This is a genomic window from Shewanella fidelis ATCC BAA-318 (genome assembly GCF_000518605.1).
GTDB lineage: Bacteria > Pseudomonadota > Gammaproteobacteria > Enterobacterales > Shewanellaceae > Shewanella > Shewanella fidelis.
This window is the reverse complement of the sequence record NZ_JADX01000011.1, coordinates 30,306-54,195: the sequence shown is the minus strand read 5'-3', so window position 1 is coordinate 54,195 and position 23,890 is coordinate 30,306. Positions and strand designations below refer to the sequence as shown.

General features: G+C 44.6%; 21 protein-coding genes. 9 read left to right on the top strand and 12 right to left on the bottom strand.

Going from position 1 to position 23,890, the window contains the following annotated elements:
* Positions 1-43: 43 nt before the first annotated feature.
* The 3 genes from L884_RS0106195 to L884_RS0106185 are packed head-to-tail and all read right to left on the bottom strand — an operon-like array spanning position 44 to position 2,607.
* Positions 44-1,348, bottom strand: coding sequence for a hypothetical protein (locus tag L884_RS0106195; RefSeq protein WP_028766673.1), 1,305 nt, complete (start codon positions 1,346-1,348; stop codon positions 44-46).
* Positions 1,345-2,181 (bottom strand): ABC transporter ATP-binding protein, encoded by an 837-nt coding sequence (locus L884_RS0106190; RefSeq protein WP_028766672.1) that lies wholly within the window; start codon positions 2,179-2,181, stop codon positions 1,345-1,347. Before L884_RS0106190 ends, L884_RS0106195 begins: the two co-directional genes overlap by 4 nt.
* A gap of 51 nt (positions 2,182-2,232) precedes the next feature.
* Positions 2,233-2,607, bottom strand: coding sequence for a GntR family transcriptional regulator (locus L884_RS0106185; protein ID WP_028766671.1), 375 nt, complete (start codon positions 2,605-2,607; stop codon positions 2,233-2,235).
* A gap of 91 nt (positions 2,608-2,698) precedes the next feature.
* On the opposite strand from L884_RS0106185, the gene L884_RS21825 reads away from it, so the two are divergent.
* The 5 genes from L884_RS21825 to L884_RS0106160 all read left to right on the top strand — a co-directional run bounded on the left by L884_RS21825 (position 2,699) and on the right by L884_RS0106160 (position 6,767).
* A complete protein-coding gene (locus tag L884_RS21825; protein WP_037410503.1) occupies positions 2,699-4,255 on the top strand; it encodes an alpha/beta hydrolase in 1,557 nt (518 codons plus the stop codon).
* A 10-nt stretch (positions 4,256-4,265) separates the two neighbouring features.
* Positions 4,266-5,000: an ABC transporter ATP-binding protein gene (locus tag L884_RS0106175; protein WP_028766670.1), complete on the top strand. Its 735-nt coding sequence runs from the start codon at positions 4,266-4,268 to the stop codon at positions 4,998-5,000.
* A 24-nt stretch (positions 5,001-5,024) separates the two neighbouring features.
* On the top strand, positions 5,025-6,161 hold the full coding sequence (locus tag L884_RS0106170) for an ABC transporter permease (RefSeq protein ID WP_028766669.1): 1,137 nt from the start codon (positions 5,025-5,027) through the stop codon (positions 6,159-6,161).
* 100 nt (positions 6,162-6,261) lie between these two features.
* Positions 6,262-6,513 carry a superinfection immunity protein gene (locus L884_RS0106165; protein ID WP_028766668.1) on the top strand — a complete coding sequence of 84 codons (252 nt, stop codon included), beginning with the start codon at positions 6,262-6,264 and terminating at the stop codon, positions 6,511-6,513.
* 23 nt (positions 6,514-6,536) lie between these two features.
* Entirely contained in the window at positions 6,537-6,767 is a 231-nt protein-coding gene (locus L884_RS0106160) for a hypothetical protein (RefSeq protein ID WP_028766667.1), read from the top strand.
* Between the two features lie 39 nt (positions 6,768-6,806).
* Here L884_RS0106160 and L884_RS0106155 read toward each other — a convergent pair whose 3' ends face one another.
* The 3 genes from L884_RS0106155 to mog all read right to left on the bottom strand — a co-directional run bounded on the left by L884_RS0106155 (position 6,807) and on the right by mog (position 10,935).
* A complete protein-coding gene (locus L884_RS0106155; protein WP_028766666.1) occupies positions 6,807-7,814 on the bottom strand; it encodes a GlxA family transcriptional regulator in 1,008 nt (335 codons plus the stop codon).
* Between the two features lie 465 nt (positions 7,815-8,279).
* Positions 8,280-9,938 carry a methyl-accepting chemotaxis protein gene (locus tag L884_RS0106145; protein ID WP_028766664.1) on the bottom strand — a complete coding sequence of 553 codons (1,659 nt, stop codon included), beginning with the start codon at positions 9,936-9,938 and terminating at the stop codon, positions 8,280-8,282.
* Positions 9,939-10,401: 463 nt separating this feature from the next.
* Complete coding sequence (gene mog, locus L884_RS0106140) at positions 10,402-10,935, bottom strand: molybdopterin adenylyltransferase (protein WP_028766663.1); 534 nt, start codon at positions 10,933-10,935, stop codon at positions 10,402-10,404.
* 351 nt (positions 10,936-11,286) lie between these two features.
* Here mog and L884_RS0106135 point away from each other — a divergent pair, with 351 nt between their 5' ends.
* Both L884_RS0106135 and L884_RS0106130 read left to right on the top strand, forming a co-directional pair.
* Positions 11,287-12,612, top strand: coding sequence for a BamA/TamA family outer membrane protein (locus tag L884_RS0106135; RefSeq protein ID WP_342665499.1), 1,326 nt, complete (start codon positions 11,287-11,289; stop codon positions 12,610-12,612).
* A gap of 22 nt (positions 12,613-12,634) precedes the next feature.
* Positions 12,635-13,567: a hypothetical protein gene (locus tag L884_RS0106130; RefSeq protein ID WP_028766661.1), complete on the top strand. Its 933-nt coding sequence runs from the start codon at positions 12,635-12,637 to the stop codon at positions 13,565-13,567.
* A 55-nt stretch (positions 13,568-13,622) separates the two neighbouring features.
* Here the strand turns inward: L884_RS0106130 and L884_RS0106125 are convergent, their stop codons facing one another.
* A complete protein-coding gene (locus L884_RS0106125; RefSeq protein WP_028766660.1) occupies positions 13,623-14,093 on the bottom strand; it encodes an NlpC/P60 family protein in 471 nt (156 codons plus the stop codon).
* Between the two features lie 147 nt (positions 14,094-14,240).
* Here L884_RS0106125 and L884_RS23010 point away from each other — a divergent pair, with 147 nt between their 5' ends.
* On the top strand, positions 14,241-14,387 hold the full coding sequence (locus L884_RS23010) for a hypothetical protein (protein WP_156925662.1): 147 nt from the start codon (positions 14,241-14,243) through the stop codon (positions 14,385-14,387).
* Between the two features lie 273 nt (positions 14,388-14,660).
* Here L884_RS23010 and L884_RS0106115 read toward each other — a convergent pair whose 3' ends face one another.
* From L884_RS0106115 to L884_RS0106105, 3 genes are read right to left on the bottom strand one after another with little or no spacing between them, the layout of a single operon-like run.
* Positions 14,661-15,806 (bottom strand): ABC transporter permease, encoded by a 1,146-nt coding sequence (locus tag L884_RS0106115; protein WP_028766659.1) that lies wholly within the window; start codon positions 15,804-15,806, stop codon positions 14,661-14,663.
* Positions 15,803-16,747 (bottom strand): ABC transporter ATP-binding protein, encoded by a 945-nt coding sequence (locus tag L884_RS0106110; protein WP_037410502.1) that lies wholly within the window; start codon positions 16,745-16,747, stop codon positions 15,803-15,805. The genes L884_RS0106115 and L884_RS0106110 overlap by 4 nt, the downstream gene beginning before the upstream one ends.
* Entirely contained in the window at positions 16,744-17,694 is a 951-nt protein-coding gene (locus tag L884_RS0106105; RefSeq protein WP_028766657.1) for an HlyD family secretion protein, read from the bottom strand. The genes L884_RS0106110 and L884_RS0106105 overlap by 4 nt, the downstream gene beginning before the upstream one ends.
* Positions 17,695-17,914: 220 nt before the next feature.
* On the opposite strand from L884_RS0106105, the gene L884_RS0106100 reads away from it, so the two are divergent.
* Positions 17,915-19,222, top strand: a complete 1,308-nt coding sequence (locus L884_RS0106100) for a hypothetical protein (RefSeq protein ID WP_028766656.1) — start codon at positions 17,915-17,917, stop codon at positions 19,220-19,222.
* 57 nt (positions 19,223-19,279) lie between these two features.
* Here the strand turns inward: L884_RS0106100 and L884_RS0106095 are convergent, their stop codons facing one another.
* Together L884_RS0106095 and L884_RS0106090 are read right to left on the bottom strand one after the other, a co-directional pair.
* On the bottom strand, positions 19,280-21,133 hold the full coding sequence (locus L884_RS0106095; protein WP_028766655.1) for a phytase: 1,854 nt from the start codon (positions 21,131-21,133) through the stop codon (positions 19,280-19,282).
* 11 nt (positions 21,134-21,144) lie between these two features.
* Positions 21,145-23,883 (bottom strand): TonB-dependent receptor, encoded by a 2,739-nt coding sequence (locus L884_RS0106090; RefSeq protein WP_028766654.1) that lies wholly within the window; start codon positions 23,881-23,883, stop codon positions 21,145-21,147.
* Between the last annotated feature and the right edge of the window lie 7 nt (positions 23,884-23,890).

Genomic DNA, 23,890 nt, shown 5'->3' with positions numbered 1-23,890 from the left:
TTAATCATCTTACAGAGTTGCACGCTGATGAACGCAATTAAACTTATCGACTCAGTAGATCCCCGCGCCATAAACACCGCTTTGCTCCCCACAACGACAGCATCGACAAGCTCAAAAACAGCAGATCCCAACCGATAAGCCCCCAAACCTGCTGTGACTGTTCAACCGATGAGATACCAACAGAGCTCCAACCGGATAACAGACCGATGAAAAAGATCAGCCCAGAGATCTGCATTGAGTTACGACACATGGAGCCTAAACCTAAGGTCGCCGCACAACCAAATAACGTGGTTAATACCATGTGCAGCCATAGAGACAAGCTCATGCTCTGATCTAACAGGCTAACAATACTGGCAGTAATCATCATGCTAACGACTAAAATAGCCAATAAACGATATTGCGCCTGCATAAAAACATTAATCATACCTTGCTTGCCATCAAATCCCGGCAGTACAAATAAGCTCTCAACTGCACGCCAACGCTGAATACGGCTCCAGTGCAACATGCCACATAAAATACAGTTAAACTGTACTAAAAAAACTAACACCGGGATCTGTACAGCATAATAATGACCAATAACAGCTAGCAGTAATGTTGTTAACGGCATCAACAGTAGCAGCATACTAAATACAGGACCAATAAAGTAATTAGCCGGATGTAGGCTGTGTTCAATCCGGTTTAGCAGCGCCATTGAACGTGGTGATGGCAGCCAGACCCAGCCCATTTCTAAACCATTTAAGTAAACTGAGCGCGCTTTATTATTCCAAGTTAATCTCTGCAACTTGTTTTTCACTAACAGTAGCAGCATTAGATTTAATAACAGCAGCGCCCAACTCGCCCCTTGCGGCAGCTTTTGTGCCAGATATGGCAGCATCGGCAGTGAAATATACAAAAAGAAAGATAAATGAAAGGCGTTTTTTCTGGCTAAGCTAAAATATAGAAAACTCAAACCTAGTAATAAACTAATCAACGACTCGGTAATTTTATCGAACGCGTCATACGCAATATAAAAGCCACACGCTACACTCAGTATCAGCAATAGCAAAGCTGCTGCTTGTAACATCACATTTTGCCGATATTGCGGGACGATACTGGCCCATTCGGTAGCTGCTAGCCGATTCATTTGCCAGCTAATCGCAATACAAATTGAGCCTATCGCCATATTCATCAGCAAAACTAAAGTGTCGACTTTTTGCTGGGTATCACCAGGCTCAATAAAAGGTAAGCCCAACACCATAATCAAGCCAAGTAACGCTACGCCAAGAAAGCTAACGCAACCAAGATCGAATAACCACAGGCGTATACTGCCTTTTAACCAAGCACCTGAGAGGATATGCGCCCAGTTCATGAGTGCAACTCCATAAATAACTGCTCTAGATTAAGCGACTCAGCCTTGATCAAGCCGGCAAACTCTTGCTGAAAGTTATCCACCAGCACTTTACTTCCTTGACGGTTGAGAAGTTGCAACTCCTCTGGTAACTGCACTCCCTCTTCTATTGTCAGTAGTTTTACTTGTTCGCGCAGCGCGTCAATTTCTTTAAACAGCACTAACTTGCCTTGCTTGATTAACGCTAAATGGCTGGCGACACGCTCGAGATCTGAGGTGATATGAGAAGAAAACAACACGCAGGAACCTGACTCAAGGGCTAAATCAAACAGATCGGCCATAAATTTACGCCGAGCGATTGGATCTAAACTGGCGACTGGCTCATCGAGGATCAACAGCTTGGGGCGATATGACATCGCCATAATCAGTGCCAACGATTGTCGCTGGCCGACAGATAGGCGTTGCACTTGTTGTTTGGGATCTAAATCGAAACGTTGTAACCATTCAGTTTCTAATGCCATATCCCAATCAGGATAAAAGCTACGATGTAAATCAAGCGCCTTTGCTACGCTAAACCCCTCGTAACCAAAAGGTTGTTGTGGCACATAGCCAATTTGCATTTTAAGTGCTGAACTCAGCTCACTGACCGACGAGCCCAATACGCTAACTTCACCGTCCGTCGGCTCAATAATGCCTAATGCGCAGCGCATTAAAGTGGATTTACCCGCACCATTTTGACCCAGTAACCCCACGACCATGCCAGGATATAGCTGTAAACTTAAGCCATCGAGCGCCACTTGCTGGTCAAAGCGTTTACTAACCTGATTAAATATCAGTGTCGCTGCTTGATTCATCTCCATCGAAAATAGTCCTTTGCTGTTGCTAATTACATCATGAGATCCGGCTTACTGCTGCCAGCGTTCGCCTAATAAATGTTGCAACTCATCTAGATCCATACCTAATTGCTGAGCTTGCTTAATGAGTGCATCAACAGGCGCCAACAATAGCTGACTACTGTTATTGGTATCATTTGCTTGCCGTTGTGCCACGCGAGTAGGCTGGCCTCGGCGACGCTCCAGCCAACCTTGCTCAACTAACTGCTGCACCGCACGCGACACTGTCATTGGGTTTACAGCCAAGTGCTCTGCCATCTGCCGTACTGATGGCAAAACCTGCTCACTTTGTAACTGACCACCCACAATCAAACGTACGATCTGCTCGTTCAATTGTCGATAAATTGGTTCGCCACTGCTGGGGTTGACATTTAATAGTTCTAACATTAGCCTTTAGTCACTGTATTAATACATTGATACACCGATACAGTAACAAACTTAACATAGATACGCTAAATTGCAAAAAGGAATCAGTATCATGCTTCATGGAATGTACTCTCAACTACGCGCACAGATTTCACCTGTGCTTTGGCGCCATAAGCGTGCCAGCGCAGCCATATTGCTGGCGATGGGCATGATCCCCCTTGCAGTTCACGCCGACGAAACCAATAACGCCAGCGCACAGCAAGCCTGTTATGTCGACGGGCTTTCGGAGCAGATGCAATGCGGAGCTATCTCTGTACCAGAAAATTATGCTGAGCCAGATGGTAAACAGATCCAAATTCATTATGTGGTGATGCCTGCCACTAAGCCAAGTGACAGAAAAGAAGCGCTACTTGCGATCGCTGGTGGTCCGGGTCAATCTGCGATTGAAAATGCCCAAGGCTTCGATCGCATGCTCACAAAAGTACGCCAAACCGAAGATGTCATTCTTATCGATCAACGCGGCACCGGCCAATCTAATCAACTGCAATGTGTTGGTGATGCCTTTGACAGTGCGCTCGCTGTTGATGAAAGTCTTTTTGATACCCGAGCAGAAACCCAAAAATGTTTAGATGAACTTGATGCGGACGTTACACAATACGGCAGCCTAAATGCACTGAAAGATTTTGAAGCTGTACGCGCCCATTTAGGCTACCAAAAACTGCATTTATATGGCGTGTCTTATGGCACGCGTATGGCGCAACTTTATATGCGTCATTACCCAGATAGCCTAGTCACAGTCACTCTTGATGGTGTTGTACCTATGCAACAAAGTGTACTCGCCATAGGCAACGCTATAGCTCGTGCTTTTGAGTTATTAATTGAAGATTGCAGCAACAACCAACTGTGTCATAAGCAGTTTCCTGACTTAAAGGCCGATCTTGATAAAGTCGATGCAGAGCTGACCCAAGCACCGCAAATTAGCCTAGTGCCCGATCCATTAACCGGCGAAGCAACCAAGCTAACGATGACTCGTAGCAAATTTAAAGGTGCGCTGCGCATGGCCTTGTATTCACCGGCCACACGCTCTCTCATTCCTCACGCAATTCACCAAGCCGCTAACGGTAATTTCCAACCCATCACAGGTCTGTATGCCATGAGCATGGATAACGCCGGCATTGCCATGGGAATGCATGCCTCAGTGGTATGCGGTGAAGATTGGCAACGCCTCACACCTGAGCTACGTGAGCAAACCAATCAAAGCTACTTTGGTCATGAAATGCTAAAAACTTTTGCTCAATCCTGTGAGGTGTGGAACATGCCTGCTGTAGATGCCAGTTTTAGTGAGCCTATCGCTAGCGATATTCCCACCTTATTACTTTCAGGCGAACTAGATCCCGCTACACCACCTAGCTGGGGGGAAATTGCTATGGAAAAGCTCAGTAATGCCAAACACTTTATCGCGCCATACGCCACTCATGGTGTGGCTTATCAGTCTTGCGGAAACGACCTAATCGCACAGTTAATCGAGCAAGGTGCGGTCACTGAGTTAGATGGCGAGTGTTTAACTGAAGATATTCGTCGCAACTTTTACCTCAATGCCAGCACGGTTGAGGCGATTCCAAGTGATGACGCAGCAAAGTCAGACGAACAAACAGCCCTGAATCAGTAAGGAAACCACTATGATCCAAGTATCAAACTTATCAAAACGCATCGGAGATGTGCAGGCGCTGAATGACTTAAGCTTTTCAGCACAAAACGGCCAAATCACGGGTTTGCTTGGCCCAAATGGTGCAGGTAAAACCACCTGTTTACGCACTGTATTTGGCCTATTAAAACCTGATCAAGGTTTTGCAGAAATCGATGGTATCGATATCGCCAAGTCACCCGTTGCTGCTAAGCAGCAACTCGGGTTATTCCCGGATCCATTTGGCTTGTATGAACGCTTAACCCCGCGTGAATACATTAGTTATTTTGCCGAACTCAATGGTCTATCTCGCAAAGAGGCTAAGCTTGCCACCAACAATGTAATAGATAAATTGCACCTTGCTGATATTGCTGACCGTCACTGCAAAGGCTTTTCACAGGGACAACGGATGAAAACAGCACTCGCGCAAGCCATTGTGCACCAGCCAACCAATATCATTCTTGATGAGCCGACTCGCGGCTTGGATGTGATGAGCACTCGAGTGCTACGTGATATTTTGCGTGACTTGAAAAACCAAGGTCATTGTGTGCTGTTTTCAAGCCATGTGATGCAAGAAGTAGCAGCACTTTGCGACCAAGTGATTGTTATGGCTGCAGGCCAAGTTGTCGCCGTCGGCAGCCCAGACGCACTGTGTCAGCAGACAGGAAAGGACTCACTCGAAGATGCCTTTATTCAATTAATTGGTACCGACGAAGGCATAGCGGCCTAGTTAGGCTGACAAAAGGAATTCAATATGAGTAATAAAATAATTGCAATGATCCGCAAAGAGCTGATCGACGCCGCTCGTGACAAACGCTCGGTAATGGCAGGTCTTTACTATGCAGTGGGTACTCCGCTACTCATGTGCGCCATGTTCTTCTTGCTGATAGGGCAACTTACCAGCCCTGAAGATCTCAATATCAAAATTGATAACGCTAAAGGCGCGCCAGATCTGGTTAAGTTTCTGTCTAGCCGTGGTATTAAGCATGGTGAAGCGGAAGACACCAAAGAGATAAAACTCATTATCAGTGATGATTATGCCGCTAACATGGCAAAAGGACTGAGCGCAGAGGTGATATTAATCGCTGATGCGTCTAATGAGAAATTACAAAACTCAATTCGTCGTCTTGAGCGTAGCTTGCAAGAATACAGCGGTGAAATGGGCAGTTTACGTCTTATTGCTCGCGGCATTGATCCACGCATCATGCAGCCAATTAAAGTCAATGTAAAAGATGAAGCCACTCCCGACTCTAAAGCTGGAATGATTTTAGGTTTAGCTACCATGACTATGATTTATGCAGTGTTTATCTCGGGCATGAATCTAGCTATCGATACCAGCGCTGGCGAACGTGAGCGTAACTCCCTCGCACTGTTATTAAGTCACCCGGTATCAACTTGGGAAATTGTGATCGCCAAAATCACTGCGGTAACCATTTTCGCTATGGTCGGCTTAATCCTCACCTTGCTTATCTCTAAAGTGGCCTACAGCTTTGTACCTTGGCAAGAGCTAGGCTTTGCCGTAAGCGTGAATACCAGCTTTATTGTAATGATGCTACTAGTGGGTTTACCTGTAGCGCTGATGGCTGCCTGCTTACAACTATTCGTATCATTTATGGCTAAGAGCTTTAAAGAGGCGCAGTCGTACATCACTATCGTATTAATACTGCCTATGATGCTCGCTATGGCAGCCAGTTATAACATTGCGCCTGAAGCTATCCAATGGTTACCGATTTCAGGACAAATGCAGGCGTTGATAGAGTTTATTAAAGGGCGCGAGTTACCTCTTACTCAAATCGCAGTGTCATCAGCATTCACCTTAGCCATTGCCATAGGTCTTGCTATTGGCATGCAAAAATCACTTAAGAGCGAGAAAATCGTCTTTGGTTTGTAACTAGCAAAACCGGTTTAGCTTAACGACATAGCCATGCCGTTAAGCTAATCAAACCTAATACTAATTGGTATAAACACTTGAAGGATTGAGGAAAATTAATATGGAATTTATTGATAAGATTTTAACCAGTGATAACACAGGCTTTATGCTGCTATTAGGACTCGTTGTTGTAGTTCTGTGGTTTCTTCCGGCTATGCTTGCCTTAGTGTTTAACCGTAAACACTTCAAACTGATTTTACTCGCCTGTATCCCTGCTGGGTTTTCACTCATAGCTTGGGGTGGGGTCATGTTATGGGCGACAACAGGCAAGGTCGTCGATAAATATGCTAATCGCGCTACCCCGCATGGTTAGCCAATTAAACTAAGGAGCAAACTATGGATATTTCGATGATTGTACTTGTTGTGGCGATAGTCGCGATAGCTACTGCCGGAGAGGCGTTTAAGCACTATTTAAAATCACGCAAAATCACCAGCTCAGAGATCACCAACAATGAACTGGAATTACTGCGTAAACAGAACAAACACCTAGAACAACGGGTTCAGGTACTTGAGAAAATCGTTACCGATAATAGCTATGAATTAAAGTCGCAAATTAACGCGCTTTAAACCGACACGGAAAATGATACTCATAGTGCTAATCGGATGTTAGCAGCAGTCATGAGTATTAAATTTCTGTCGATAAGCTCTTGGTGACAAACTGGTTATTTGCACGAATAACTTTCTAAACGAACTCACATCTTCATAACCTACCAACTCAACAACTTGCTCAACGGCTAACTCTGTAGTCTCTAGCAAGCGCTTTGCTTCATCTATCCTGAGGCGCTGCAGATAACTCGCTGGCGTTTCATTAATCGCCTTTTTAAAGCGGCGTATCAGGGTGCGTTTGCCAATCGCGAATCTATCAGCGATATCATCTAGCTGGATCCGCGTTTGCAAATGGTGCTGCATCCAATCTTGAATGCGTTTAACCAATTCGTCCTGATGTTGTGGGTCTGCATCTAATGTGACAAAAGCCTGCTGCGAGGTGCGGTTAGGGTCAATCAATAAAATTTTGGCCATTTGCGTGGCAATTTGCTCGCCGACTAATTTGTGTACCAGTTGCAGTGCCAAACTCAAATTAGCACTGGTTGCTCCTGCGGTATAAAAGCCTGCGTCATTCATGACCAAGTGTTCACTACAGAGTTTTACCTGAGGGAAGCTACGCTTAAATAGTTCTGCCAACCACCAAACACAGGTGGCTTTTTTGTTATCCAGCAAGCCAGATGCCGCAAGCATTAGCGTCCCAGAACAATAGGCAGCTATCGGTTTATCTGTGCTAGCAAACTGGCGCAGGGTATCCAGATGAGGTTTAAAATCCTCCATATAGGCATTAAATTCTTGCCGATTAGTGATCGTTGCTGACGCCACAACCACTGCATCAGCATGGCTAAGATAATGCTCAGCTTCTACATGGGGGATCACTGGCAGCACTAAGTTATGATCACTATTAATTGGCTCACCATTGGGGGAGATAATCGCACACTCGAACAGCACTTCATCCGCATCTGGGTGAGTCACTTTCCAGTAGGTATTACAAAAGCTAAATACATCCATAAAGCTGATGATCCCACCTGCAACAGCATTATTTGCCGCTAACACGACTATCCGTTTCATGCTCACTCCCTATTTGACTCAACCCCAACTGCTATAACTGTCACTAACCACCTCAATTATGTCAATAATGACACTTAAAGCGAGGTTGTCCAGTTTTTATACTTATCAACATTGGCAGCATGAGTAATTTTGCAGACTATCGACATCGCTGAAAAAGGAGTAAAGCAATGAAAATAAACACTAATTCACAAGTAAACAAGAAGGTAACTGGAAGCTATCGACTATTGAGCCTAGGCTATTTAGCCTTGAGCTGGAGCCTGCTGATCTGGCTTAATTTCAACATTGAACCTAATTTATTTGCTCACTTTATCGTGATACCGAGTCTGGGACTGTTAAGCGGATACAGTGCGTATTTAATCGCTATTAAAAATAACAAAACCGCGAGCACTGGCTCGCGGCTTGAGTAATGATTAGCGAACTAGCACCAGATTTTGAGCACCTGACGCACAGTACGTTAGCTGACAGCTAGATTTTAAACTCCTGCACCAGCACCGATAAGCGTTGCGCCATAATCGCTAAGTTTTCACTCTCTTTAGAGCTAATATTTGTTCCCTCTGCTGTTTGTTCAGCAGCATTACTAATATTGACAATATTAGTATTAATCTCCTCTGAAACCGTGCTTTGCTCTTCAGCAGCTGTGGCAATTTGGGTGTTCATATCGGTAATGGTAGCAATTGCTTTGGCGATACTTTCTAACACCTCACCGGCACTGCGGGCATGATTAACGCTATCATCTACATATTGGCGGCTATCAGACATCGCATTGGCAGCCGATTTAGCCCCGCCCTGTAGCTTCTCAATCATACGCTGGATCTCTTCGGTGGACTCTTGGGTTCGGCTCGCCAGGGTTCTCACCTCATCAGCTACCACCGCAAAGCCTCGACCTTGCTCACCAGCCCGAGCCGCTTCAATAGCCGCGTTTAAAGCTAGCAAATTAGTTTGTTCTGCAATCCCTTTAATCACATCGAGAATTGAGCCAATCTGATGACTGTCATCCTCTAGATCTTTTACCACTTGCGACGCGCGCTCAATACCTACCGCTAAGCCTTCAATTGCTTGCACCGTATTGTTTACCACCTCCAATCCGGCTTGAGACTGGCTATCGGTTTGTACTGCTGCATCAGCAGCATCATTGGCGTTTTTAGCGACTTCAACCACAGTTGCGGTCATCTCATTCATGGCGGTAGCGACCATCTCTAACTCATTACGTTGGGTTTGTACCGAAATTGCCGCATCAGCAGTAATAGTCGCCATACCTTGTGATGACTCGGCCAATGAAGAGGAGGTTTCAGCCACACTGTGAAGACTGCTTTGAAATTTATCTAGCATTAAATTAAATGAACGAGAAAGCTGGCCCAACTCATCTTTAGTAGTGATATCAATTCTGCGGGTTAAGTCTGAATCAGCTTCAATCGTTACAATAGACTGCTTCATACTCTCAATTGAACTCAAAATGGCGCGCGACACAAAGAATAGAATCAAACCACCAACTGCAAACGCCAAAAAAGTGATCGCAAATAGCTGCACTCGCATAGAAGCCAGCGCATCAATCGCTTCAGTTTGGATCTGCGAACGCAGCGCCTCTTCTGCATTGGTTAAATCACGGAAAGTGCGTCGAGCCTCATTAGCAAACGGGCTTGCGCCCTTGCGGTATTCTGCCCATGCAAGTTGCAGCACCTCGGGAGTTCGTTCGACAGACTTAAGTGCCAACATACGTTGACGACCATCTTCAAGAAATGCCTCCGTTGCTTGCTGAGATAGATCCGCTAACTGACGGATGCTTTGTCGCTCACTCTGACTATTGATCGCATTAATAGCCTTATCTAATCCTTCAAAATGACCATAAATATCTTGAATACGGGTTTCGAGTAAGCCGTAATTTTTCGCGAAATCATCACCTAACATAATACTGCGCGATAGTCGTGACACGTAATTCATATCGCGGTTAATCGAAAGCAGATACTTTTGGCTACTTACCGCCGCCTGATCATACTCATCAAAGCGCTGCTCTACATCTTGGGTGCTATAAATCACATCCCCCAAGATCGCACTCGCCGCCAAACCAAATACCAGCATTACCGCCATTAGCTTTCGTTTAATACTTAACTGAGCTAGCCAATCCATGTTACCACTCCGAATACTCTATCAATGCATAAGCGCAATTTTGAGCCAGAATAAAACATAACTTGTTAATTTTTTGAGATGTAAATGCAAAAGCGATATAAAAGTTTGTGAATAAATATAAAAACCTGCAAAACCGCGAGTTTTCGATAATAAACACTGTAATTTACGGAAAAACTGGTGAGGTTTTTTATTTCCATTTAGATGTAAAAGACTGAAAAATAACCAGCAATTATTTAATTGTTTGCTCATAAGGTCAAAATAAGCGAGCAACGAAGCCTGTAACAACTGCCGTCAAATACTTAATAGCGTCCAAAACAGCTGTTAACAAAACGTGAACTCAGACAAAGCATCACAGGTATTATTGCCAATTTATTTTTGCCTCAATGACTGCAGCTGATTACGGGAATTTCGGCTACAAAAAAAGCGTGCCGAGGCACGCTTTTTTAATGCAGACTTCTATTGATTACTTAGCTTTTGGTCTAAATGGCTTGATGACTGACTCGTCACACTCTAGAAATGGACCATCCATTAGATCGATACAATATGGGATAGCAGGGAACACTGCATCTAAGCATTCACGGATCGATTTAGGTTTACCTGGCAAGTTTACAATAAGTGAATCACCACGTAGACCTGCTGTTTGGCGTGATAAAATAGCCGTTGGTACAAACTTTAATGACTCAGCACGCATTAACTCACCAAAACCAGGCATCATACGATCACATACGGCTTCTGTCGCTTCAGGGGTAACATCGCGCTTAGCTGGGCCTGTACCACCGGTGGTAACGATAAGGCTGCAGTTTTGCTCATCAGCCATCTTAATCAAAGTAGCTGAAATCACGTCCTGCTCATCAGGGATCACCTCATAAACAGGTTCCCACTCAGATGTCAGGTATTCGTTCAGCACATCGATAATTGCTTTACCAGAAATATCTTCGTAAACACCTGCGCTGGCTCTATCACTTACCGTTACAATGCCGATTTTTGCTTTAGTCATTTCTCTTCCTTCAATCTGATCTTTGATAAACCGCTTCATTGAGCGTCTACCGTCAACGTTAGAGGTCTCTATAGTTTGGCTTTAAAGTAGCATAAAGTTAACTATTTATATTTGATTATTGTGGCGCTAGCACTAAAAACTCAGTCGCTAGGGCTTTATGATTATTTGCTGAGCAACCCAGTCTAGTTGAACAAAATACCAGCTAAGCTGCCGACATTTACTGCAAACGCGATATAGCTCGCATTTTTTTTGATATATACGCCTTTAACAACACTTGTTTTCGACAAATTCTACCGTACTCTTGCGTCTTCTCTAATTGAGCTAAATTTACACCACCCTAGGGGACTATCATTGAACAGTAGATCAGGCTTTTGGCGCATCAGCTTAACGTTTATTAGCGTGCTTTTTAGCAGCGTTAGCGTTGCGGCCATAAATACGCAAAGCTTACCCACTAAAGCCAGCGAACAGCCTTATTTTAACAGTCTTGAGCAAGCCAAAGAGCGCAGTAAAGCATACGATGATGCAATTGCAGCTCTAGAAGCTCAACAAGATAACTGCGCTAGCGAGCAAGCTTGTGATGAGCTTGATAGCGCCATTACCGATCTTGAATATGGTAAGCACAATCATATCGCTAAAAATGGCTTACCAATGTTTGATATTTTAGGTGGGCCAGCGTTTACTCCCGAAAATGGATTAATGATGGCACTTGGCGGCCTATACTCGTTTAAAACCGAGCGCGAGCAAGCAGAGTTACAACGCTCAAGCGTGTCACTGTTTGGTATTGTTAACAAAGGTGACGGCGATGTGGGCTACAGCATTCGCTCAAAACAAAATCTATTTTTTGATAACGATGATATTCGTTACAACGGCCTATTTGTATTAGCTGACCAAAGTGAAAACTTTTGGGGAGTCGGTTACAACGCCGGTAAGCAACAAGCGGCATCTGACGACACGTTGTTAAACAAAACCTCTTTGAGCTATCACGCAAACTTAGACTTTAAGAGTGACTATGGTTTCTACTTTGGCCCAGCGCTGCGCTTAAACTACTTTAAGCCAGATCAAACTAGCCTGCCGCAAAGCGCCATTGATGACGAAAACTTCCAGCAATACAAAGATAAACCTTTGTCTATTGGCTTAGGCTTTTCAGTCAGTTATGACAGTCGTGATGTCGCGGTTAATGCTTGGGAAGGTCAATTCCTTAATTTAGAGTACATCAACTACAACCCAAATTTTGGCAGCGATAACCGCTATCAAAAGGCACTTATCGACCATAGATATTACTTACCGCTAGCATTAGGCAAGGTATTAGCTTTTTACAATGCCTATCAATGGAGCGATGGCGATGTGCCCTACTACGATCTACCGACCTTAGGTGGTCAAACATCGCTACGTGGCCTTTATCAAGGCCGTTATCGCGACAGTGAGGCGATTGAGCACACACTTGAGTATCGCCACACCTTTTTACGCCATAACGGTGAATTATCAGCTCACGGTATGACGCTATGGGCTGGGGTCGGCTCTATTGCCGGCACAGATACCCACCTTTATGAAAAACTTTTATATAGCTACGGCGTTGGTTACCGCTATGAGTTACAACCAAGAATGAACGTACGTGTTGATCTTGGCTTTAGTGACGGCGACAGCGGCTTTTACCTTACTTTCACCGAAGCCTTTTAATTAAATTTTGAGAAAAAACCAAATGAACAAGCACCTTGTGATTGTAATGCTACTTGCTTCTATCAGCCTAAACGCATGGGCAGACGACAGTAGCGACACCACTGATATTGAGCGCAAACAACCTGCGCACTGGAGTCACCTGCCAATTTGGGGCGATAAAGCGCGCGAGTTAGGTTATGAGCTACCTATTCCTGTCGGCTTTAATCTTTACTACAACAAGCAATCTGTCGCGTACGATGCCAAAGATAACTTTAATCTAGGTCTAACCGGCAGCGGTTGGCTACACAATATCAATGCTAACGTCGTTATCCCTGCTGATGATGTGATCATCACAGGTGAAGATGAGAGTATTCAATTAAGAGCTGATGCTTGGGTATTACCGTTTTTAAATATTTACGGTTTGGCGGGTTACACCAAAGGCCATAAAGATATTTTGGCAGATCTAAGTAATGCTGAAGGCTTGGGCCCTAATGGTATCAACATGGTGCTACCAATCCCTATCGAATACACAGCATACAATTTAGGTGTTGGTGCCGTATTGGCTGGCCAAGCAGAAGTCATTCCGGGTATGCACCCATTTATTTTCACTGGTGTGGCTGCATTCACTAACTCATGGACCACCACCACTGACAGCACGATTCAAACCTATATTGGCTCAATCCGTATGGGACAAAGATACGATGTTGGCGGCGATAAGCTGGCGTTTTTGTTAGGTTATAACTACCAAATGATTAACCAAAAAATTAGCGGTAGTTACGATTTTAATGTACCACTATTCAATAAACCTGGCGGCCTAGCCATTGACTATGATGTGCACTTAGTTAGCTCTGAAAGCCACAATATGTCGGTAAGTATGGTGTATGACTTCGGCCCTAAAAATGAGTGGAATATCTTTGTTGAATACGGTTTCTTAAATTGGGATCAGGTATTGCTTTCAGTTGGTCGCCGCTTCTAATACTAATTGATATAAATTATTGGCTATTGCGCTCATATTAATGAGCGCTTTTTCACTATAGCCTTCTCGCTAACCAGTATTTTTGCTTCCAATAACTATTATGCAAACTCGAGATCATCACCCCTTGGCTCGTTGAGGCATGCAAGAACTGCCCGTCAGCGATATAAATGCCCACATGGCGGCTACTCCAGCCCGTTTTAAAGAATACTAAATCCCCCGGGCGTAACTGACCTTTACTTACGCTCTTGCCAATATTTTTCTGCTGGTCGGTGGTTCTTGGTAACTGTCGGCTAAATTGATTTTTAAAGGTCAACTGCACAAAAGCAGAACAATCGATACCAGACTTACTATTGCCTCCTAAGCGATAAGGTACTCCCTTCCACTCTCGATGCATTTGTAATAGCTGGCTTTTTGTTTGTGTCGCATTGGATAAAGAATGCCGACTTACACCTGTGTTCGACTCAGGAGGGGCACTTGAACAAGCGGTTAATAACACACTCAAAAACACTACAATTAAAAACTTCATCTGTATTCCAATATAAAAATTATCAACTAGCGTTCCGAATAAGTTAAAAGTAGCTTAATTAATAAAATAAATAACAAAACTCACTATCAAACTTAGATATTTAAACTATACCTAAGTATACGCGCTAGTTAATGAAAGGATTTGCCCATGGAGAAATTTTTATTTGGTTATCATCACCACAATGAGCTTGCTCTTACTAAGCTCGAGGACGAAGAATCTACAGCAGTAGAAGAACACGCCAGCACCGAAGAGTTAGAGGAAGAAAACAGCAGTTTCATCCTTGGCTATAATTGATAAATCCGCCGCTGCTAATGTGATTATTAGCGCGGCGTTGAGCCTAATATTAATTCCATATAAATAATCTTCACGGATTAATATCCAATAAAATCGCAATCAGCTTAATTAATTCCAGTTATCTAAATCTCGCCGTGACATTCAACAAAAATCATCTTACCAAGCATTGATAAATAATTAAGCCTTATTGCTCAATCGAATACTTATTCACCAAAACAAATAAATAAACCCTAATTAATCATTAAACAGAAATACAAATTCAACTCAAGCAGTTCAACCTAAGTTCTTTTTAAACCGTAACGACGCCACAATGAGACCAATAACTGTGAAAATAGCCAACCAAGTCACATCATAAGTCATATCAATAATTTCTACATCGCGTAATACCACACCACGAATAAGCCGCATAAAATGAGTTGCTGGTAGGGCTTCAGCAATGTATTGCGCCGCTAATGGCATACCTTCGTATGGGAACATAAAGCCAGATAACAAAATTGATGGCAATAAAACAAAAACTGTCATTTGCATCGACTGTAGCTGACTTTTGGCTATGGTAGAGATCACCAACCCTAAGGTTAAACTTGCCATAATAAACAGCAAAGTTGCAGCTGCTAACTGCAACAAGCTGCCATTTATAGGCACATTGAATACGCTATAACCCAAGCCTAAAATAATGGCTACCTGAACGATACCGATTAGCATATAAGGAATAATCTTCCCCAACATCAGCTCAATAGAGCGAATTGGCGTGGTAATTAGCATCTCTAAATTGCCACGCTCTCGTTCACGCACAATCGCTGCCGAGGTGAACATAATCATGGTCATGGTGAGTATGACCCCCACCAGCCCAGGCACAATATTCACTGCAGTGCGTTGCTCCGGATTATAAAACAGCGCCACCTCAAAAGTCGGTGTCATCCGATTGGCTGGTAAACCTAAGAGTTCAGTTAGTGGCATAGCTCTAAGCCCCTTAATTGCCGCAGCAATCATGGTATCGGAACCATCAACAATCCACTGTGCCACCGGACGGCTAGTTTCTTCATCACTAGATGCTGGCGTACCTAAGCCAACGGTTTTATGCCGAACTAAGCGCTGACTAACATCTTGAGGGATCACCAATACCGCGCGCACCTCTCCGCGAGCAATCGCAGCTTGAGCCGCCTCCACATCATAAAACTGTTCAGTAAACTCAACCACTTGAGTGGCTCTTACCGTTTGAATGAGCACTCTGCTCAACGCTGTCTGACTTTGATCGACCACGCCTACAGGGATATCACGAATGTTAGTGTTAATGGCAAAGCCAAACAGCATCAGCTGGATAAGCGGGATCATAATCACCATGCCAAACGTCATTCGATCTCGTTTTAGCTGTGTGAGTTCTTTAGTAACAATCGCTTGTAGCCGGTAAAGTGTTTTCATTGCCGCCCCTTGCCAGTGCAAGTCACAAATACATCTTCAAGGCTTGGACGCACTAAAGTTAAAGCCGATTTATCTAACGCCGTTTGCTGAACAAGAAAGGCGAGTGGATCATCACAGCTATCTTGTACTAGCACTCGTAATCTTGAACCAAGCTGCGCAGCAGAGATGACTTCAGGGAGTGCTATAAGCTGCTGTTTAAGTTGCCGTAGTTGACTCGACTCAATCTCGACCACTTGCGCCCCCATATTTTGCATAAGTTCATCGGGAGAACCATCAGCGCGCTTCACGCCAGCTTCAAGAATTGCCAGCTTATGACAGCGTTCAGCTTCGTCCATATAATGGGTCGACACTAAAATAGTGGTGCCTTGTTCGCACAGGTCGAACAGCTTCTCCCAAAAATTACGCCGGTTCTCAGGATCAACTGCCGAAGTGGGTTCGTCCAAAAACAGTAACTCTGGTTTATGCATAGTGGCCGCCGCTAAACCCAAACGCTGCTTTTGTCCGCCACTCATGCTGCCAGCAAGCTGATGCGCTTTTTGATCTAAGCCATATGTCTCTAGTAACTCATCTATCCGCGACTGTTGTTCGCTGCGAGATAAACCATAGATTTTGGCGATAAACTTGAGGTTTTCTTTTACGGTAAGGTCATCGTACAAGGAGAATTTTTGCGTCATGTAACCGATTTTAAGGCGTAATTTCTCAGCGTCTCGGGGCAAAGTAAGCCCTAAGATCTCTATCTCGCCCGATGTTGGCAGCAGTAAGCCCGTCAGCATACGAATCGCTGTGGTTTTACCGCAACCATTAGGCCCAAGAAAGCCATAAATTTGACCTTTACCGACTTCAAAGTCGAGATTCTCAATCGCCTTTAAGCTACCAAAATGCCGACATAAACCTTTAGTTTTGATGACCGATTGTTGATGCTGATTTGATGACTGGTTCATGGCATTTCAACCTGAGCAGGCACACCACTTGGCAATTGCGCTGCACTATCGGGTAATTGCACTTCAGCTAAATACATCAGGCGGGCACGCTCTTCTTGGTTGAGCGCATAATAAGGTGAAAATGCGGGTTCATTAGCAATCCAACTAACTTTACCCTCGATAGGTTGATCTACGCCATCCACATGCACAAGCAAAGCATCCCCGACGCTCACTTTGACACGATAAGGCTCAGGCACATAAACTCTAGCAAACGGTGCTTTACCGGCTAACACCACAGCTAACGGACTACCTTGTGTAACCCTTTCGCCTAAGTTCCACGGTAAGTTATCTAATATACCGTCACGGGTAGCGCGAATGGTTAAATCCGCTAATTTTTTCTGCTCACCAGCAAGTACCGCTTCGGTTGCATCTAAATTAGCCAGCGCAAATCGGATATCCTCTTCTCGCGAGCCCGCAACTAATTCGCGTAACTGCTCTTGCGCACTATCTAAGTTGGCCACACCAGAGTCTCGCGTCGCTAAAGCACGATCTAAATCCGCTTTGCTGGCCAAGTTATCTTTCGCCATACTAGCAATACGGCGATAGTTTGCCTCACTTTCTTGCAAGGTGGCTTTAGCCCCTGATACTTTGGCTCTTGCGGCGGCAATCTCCTCTTCTCGCGCACCTTTTAGTAGCTTTTCATAATTGGCGGTCGCCTGAGCCACATCAGCTAACGCTTTAGCCACATTAGCTTTTTGCAGCGTATCATCAAGCTGAACTAACACAGTACCTTGAGTTACCTGACTTCCTTGCGCAACTGGCAAAGAAACCACGACCTCATTGGTGGTTGCCGTCAAGGCGATTCGCTGCCGCTCAAGGCTACCTAATGCCATAGATGTTGAGCCGCTATCGCATGCTGTTAATAAAAATAATACAGACACAATCATCAATATGCGCACAATTTCCATCCTTAGGTATCTTGCTTAAACCGTTGATTATTTAATCACAACCGCTCTTTTTATACACTAAAGTATTGATTTTATCGCTATTAGATGGCGTTTTTTTGAAATTTTTTGAAATTACTTGAATCGACTTTATTACCCGAACAATTACCGTATTTTTATAAGTCAGCATCAATCGCTTCTCAATAAATAACCTCTAATGACTTTGGTAAGAAAAGGAGTTTCTATGTCAATTAAGGCCTACCCGCGTGCTCAACGCATTGTATGCTCTTTATTCCTAATAAGCTTTCTCAGCGCTTGCAGTAGTGACGACAATGACAATGCAGAGATTGAACAACCCGTAACCCAGCCAGTAACCACACCTAGTGAATCTGGTGTGTTTCTCGACAGCCCTGTAATCGGCATAGGTTATAAAACAGAAACCCTATCAGGGGTGACAGATGCCGAAGGGCGTTACAACTATGTCGATGGCGAAACTGTCACTTTCTTCATTGGCGATCTTGAGTTCCCAGCAACAACGGCCTCTGGCGTAGTCACGCCACTCGAAATAGCCAACACAGAAGATATTACTGACGATAAGGTCGTCAATATGGCTAGGTTGCTGCAAACCTTAGATCAAGATGGCGACCCCGATAACGGTATAACAATCACACAAACTGCTATTGATACAGCCGAACCGGTAGACTTCAGCCTCTCTACCGCTGATTTTGCTGCCGCCGATGCGGTAAAAAACACAATCGCAAACGGTGGTCAAGATAACGTAACTTCTGAACTTATTAGTGAGGAGTCTGCGCTTGCTCACCTTGCAGAGCAACTCGATGAAAATGCGATCCAACTCGGCATTGTCGGCAGCTGGTCAATCACTAATAGTGAAACTGATCTGCTCAGTATCACCTTCTTTAACAACGGAACTTATGTGTTATTTGAAGTCGAAGATGCTAGCTCTACAGAAGATGCCGGCATGGAGTGGGGAACTTATGAGCGTGATAGCGAAACGAATCGCGTTTATGCCACCCAAGACTTTGATGGCAATGGCGATATCGGTCTTAATGACTTTGACAAAACAGCTGGCAACCCACAACTCTTTGCGACGATTGTCGATGGCCAGCTAAATCTCAATGTTGATGAAGACGCAGACGGCACAATTGATGAAACACTCATCTTTGCTCCATTAGCAAACACTGTAGAACTTGGGCCTTGGTTAGTAAGGGATATTGACGGCGAGCCAGATGAAAACGACCTGCTTATGTTTGTATTCTATGAAGATGGAACATATGTCCATGCAGAAGTGGATTTTAGTGACCAAGATGAGAAGTCTGGCATGGAATGGGGCAAATACAGCATTGACCCTGATAACAATAAAGTCTCTGTAGATATCACCTTTGATGCAAACGGTGATACAGGGCTGACAGATTTCACGCTTGATCCAACATTAGGACTCTTCTTATCAGTTAGTAATGACGTGTTAAGCCTAGGTGTTGATGAGAATGGTGATAACCAAGTCGATCAAACTCTGTTTTTCAGCCGACCTTAAACAAGTTAGCTTAAATAAACCAACAAGGCGGCTAGACCGCCTTGTTGTTTATTAAGACTATTTTAGCTCGAGCGCTTGGCTGATTTCACTCCAAGGCACCCACTTAAAATTCTGATTTTGATCCGGCATGCGATTGCGGCCATCTTGCACCACCATCATACCTTGCGCCCAACGCCCACTGCCAACGGCTTGCGTCGTAACATCTAAGCCATCGGTTTCCGCACTACCATCAAAACCTTTAGCTGCATTCACACCGATACGAAAACGCCCTACATACTCATATGGCGCTTGGCTTTGGTATAGCAAATAGCTATCGTTGCCTTGGCTAGATACAACTAAATAGTCTGCACTAGCCGTTTGATATAGGGCTATTCCCTCAATATCAGCCACCAATGGCCCACCAGCTTGAATAATCATCTCAGCGTTAATTTGCAGACGGTTGCTTGGGGTGTCGCTAGCGAGATCAAATAGCCAAATACCACTATTTTCTTCACCTAGAAATAACCGCTGTTGTTTGTCGTCAGCCACACAACCTTCAGGTTGGCTAGGTACAGTGAGGCGGCGAACTTCTGTTGCCGTTAATTGACCGTCTTGCCAGCGAAGCGCCATTTGACTGATCTCTCCGGCCTTATTATTAACAAAAGCATACAGCTCATCAGCCTGTGGTTGATACAAGCATAGCCCATAGATGTCGGTTAACGGCGTGGCTTGCTCAGCTAATTGAATGAGTTCACCCTCGTTGTTTAACTCAAACAAGCTTAAACTGTCACGGTCTCTATTGCTTGCCACTGCAATATCTCTAAGCTTACCACCTAAGTTAACACCTTGGCGGATATCAACATTATTCACTCGGCCCACAGCCAAGGCTTGAACTTGTTGACCCTGCATATTAAAGCTCAATAATCCCCAACGCTTATTCGTGCCAAGTATGCGACTTTTTTCTGGTGCCGTTGGATGGATCCAAATGGCCGGATCATCCATGGTATCACCAGCTCTGTCTGCAATACTGCTTTCAACCGCTGTAGGTACTTCTTTAATTACGTCTTTACTCGGCGTCCCTGCTGGGTGCGAACCATACAACTGCGCTTGATCAAACTGACCTAGGTAAAAGTAGCCATCCTCATCTGAGTACGCCAGCGCTTGATTATCTGCGATATACAGGCTCTCTAAGGCTAAGTTTTGAGTAAACGGTGAGTTTAACCGCTGGCCTTGAGCATCAAACATTTGACCTGACTCATCCAGCATCACAGGTTGGTCTGCAACCATTGCCAGTCCTGTGAGCGAATTGTCGGGCAAGCTGACAACGAGTGCAGATTCATCAGGGCTATGAGGCGCTGCGGCATAGCGCCACAAGCCTTGACCATTATCGATAACATAGAGCTGCTCATTGCTGTCAACACGGCATTTTAGCGCGCCCATTGCTACTGACATGCTGCGCACTAACTGTGGTTGCCATTGCTCATTACTGGTTAATAACCATTGCTCAGCACGGCCTGCTTCATCGCCAATCCATGCATAGAGGTTGCCATCTGCAAGGCGCGGTTGTAAGCAAAGCCACTCAACTTGAAAGCTGCGCTTTGGTAACAAAGCTAATCGCTGCATATTATTGATATCAAGCTTAATACCTTGCACTTGGTCGACCTGAGTATCGTAAGTTAGGGCAATATTGTTATGTACGGCTAAATACTCAAATTGCCCCGGCACCACGGTTTTAAGCCCAGCGTTATCGGTAAGTAATAGTCCTTGCTGCTCGCTGGCGTATAACCAGTGGCTTTGCCATTTTGCCACTTCACTGCCACCAACTGGGCTAGGTTGCATAACCTCTGCGGTTTGCGCTTGGACTGCAATTAGCGCCGAACTTAACAGGGTCAATCCGAGTGCCGACTGAGTGAGAACATGTTTAAAAGTCATTAGCTGGTTCCTTAAAAGTTAATGTACTGGATACCCAGCTGGAAAGTACGACCGTATTCTTCATACTGCGCGTTATAACGGTTTTGCCCGGTATAGGCATAGAAAGGTTCATCGCTGAGATTTATCGCTTTGAAATAGACAGTTAAATCTTCAGTGATAAAGCCTTTGGCTACAAAATCATATTGAGTATGCGCATCTTGATAGATATCAAATGCCGCATCATCAAGCTCAGCCACTTCTAGTAAGTATTCTGATTTGTAAGCGGCAGAAAAACGAAAGCTAACATAGGCGTTTTCATAGCCAAATGATGCATTGGCAGATACTTCAGATTGGCTAGGTAGTGGGATATCACGAGTTTGAGTGCCATCATCTTGCCAGTTAATCTCAGCCGTTGAATCACTTAAAGTAAGGTTGGTGGTAAAAATCAGGCCACGCCAGCCCTCGGGCATAAAGCCAAACTCTTGCACATAGGCCAACTCCATCCCCAAAATATTGGCGTCGTCGCCGTTGACGAAGGTGTCAGCTTTATCGAAGTCTTGGTATTTGCCGTAGCCACCTAAATCTGCTTCATAAATAAAGTGACTAATGTCTTTGTAGAAACCACTTACAGAGACCACGCCTAAACCGCCCATATAGTGTTCAACACTAATATCCCAGTTCATGGATTCCAGCGCCTTTAGATCTGGATTACCAAACGCAGCTTCAAGTTCATCGTCGCTTTGCTCAATTAAATAGCCTGGTGCAAGTTGACCAAATGTCGGCCTAACAATCGTGTTATTCCATGATGCTCTGACTACGGTTTTATCACCCCATTTATAGTTTAGGTGCAAACCAGGCAACCAATGTTGGTAGTCTCTGTCGTAAGTCGTAGCAAAGAAATCATCTTGGCTTGCATCAAAGCCTGTGCCTTTGGAATACGTGTCAGTGTGCTCAAAGCGCACACCGGCCAATATGCGTAGATTATCGATATCGATATGACCCATTAAATAGGCCGCGGCAATATCTTCATCGATATCAAAGTCGTTAATCTGCGACTCAATATCATCTATTGCGGCATCGCTGTCTAAGCGATGAACCAGATCCCACACAGCATCAGCATTAATTGATGGCCCAAAACGGCCTATATTATAGTTAGGTTCATTGCCTGCAAATGCAGCCATACTGAGTTGCTGTTCAGTAAAGCCCAGCTCATCAAAATCTTTGTAAATCCATACGTCTTCGCGGTTAGTTTTTTCACGACTACTGTATTTAGCGCCAAACTTAACTTCTAGCGGACGCTCACCAAGTAACATAGTTTTACTTGCATCAAATTTGCCTGACATCATATTGTCGACGGTACTGGAATCTGCAATTTCAATCTTAGCCAGTTGGTACTCATCAGCGCTATAAAACCTATCGTCGGCAATAATTTTTGGCACTTGAGAGTCTTGATAACCCACTTCATCAAAGCCAGCTTCAAAATCAGCTTTGCCGATATACATAGGCTTGTCAGCTTGAGCGCGACTCCAACTTGCTTGGTAATTTAAAATCCACTTATCAAAACGTGATTCACCACCAAAGACTAATGAGATAATCGACTGATCTTCCTCTCTAGACTTGAGTGAGCGTGTCGCTTCTGCGGCACTTAGCTGATCAGCTAAGGTCGCCTCATCCCACTTAATCTCATTAGAATTTCGAGTTTCGCTATCAACAAAGCTGCTATAGAGAGTGCGTAAGTACAGGTCATTATTATCGTTGGGACGAAAATCAAAATTGGCACCGATCCCGATCCGCTCTCGATTAATGTCGTAATCTCTTTGCTCAACTTCCTCCAAGCGTGCTGGCTCATCAAAGCTCCACTTGCCGCCAGTTTCGACATTATCGGAACCAAAGTCCCTGTCGTACCAACTCGCAGCAAGTGCCACACCGAAATTATCTTGGTAAATGTCGCTAAAGCTAGCCGCCAGCTTTGGGTTACTGCTTTCTGTCATCGCATCATAACTGCCCTCAGCACTGACGTTGATATACCTTTCATCACGGTCAAATGCCGACAAGCTTTTGACTTCTATCGCACCGCCAAGCGAGTCGGCATCCATATCAGGAGTTAAGGTTTTCGTCACTTCAACCGATTGTAATAAGTCAGCAGGCACAACATCTAAGGCAACAGCACGACGGTCACTATCTGGCGAGGGTAAACGAGTGCCATTCATCGATACAGAGTTATAGTCTGGCGCCATGCCGCGAACACGTACAAAGCGGCCTTCACCTTGATCACGTTCAATCGATACCCCGGGCACTCTTTGTAGCGCCTCACTAATATTGGTGTCAGGAAAGTTGCCCAGTGCATCGGCACTTAATACACTGACTAAATTGTCAGCAGCGCGTTGGCGGTTTAACGATTTACTTAAAGCACCACGCTGACCAATCACTTGAATATGTTCAACGCCATCGCCACTCAACTCAATTTCGGTTTGAGTCAAACTGATCTCACCGACTTGGATCTGTTGTTTATAGGTTTGGCCGCCAAGATACTGTGCCACTAAGGTGTAGCGGCCTTCAGGAACTTCTTGAAAGAAAAAGCGACCGTCTCGATTAGATTCTTGCTTTAAGTTCAACTCTTCGATGCTAATCATGGCCCCCTCTAACGGGATCTGCGTTGTGACATCTTTAATTGAGCCTTCCACTCTGCCTGCCCATGAGGTGTTAGGTATGCACAAGCTTGACGCAAAGAGCGCTAAGTAAAGCGGTGAAAGCGAGCCGAGCTGCTTCATGGTGTTG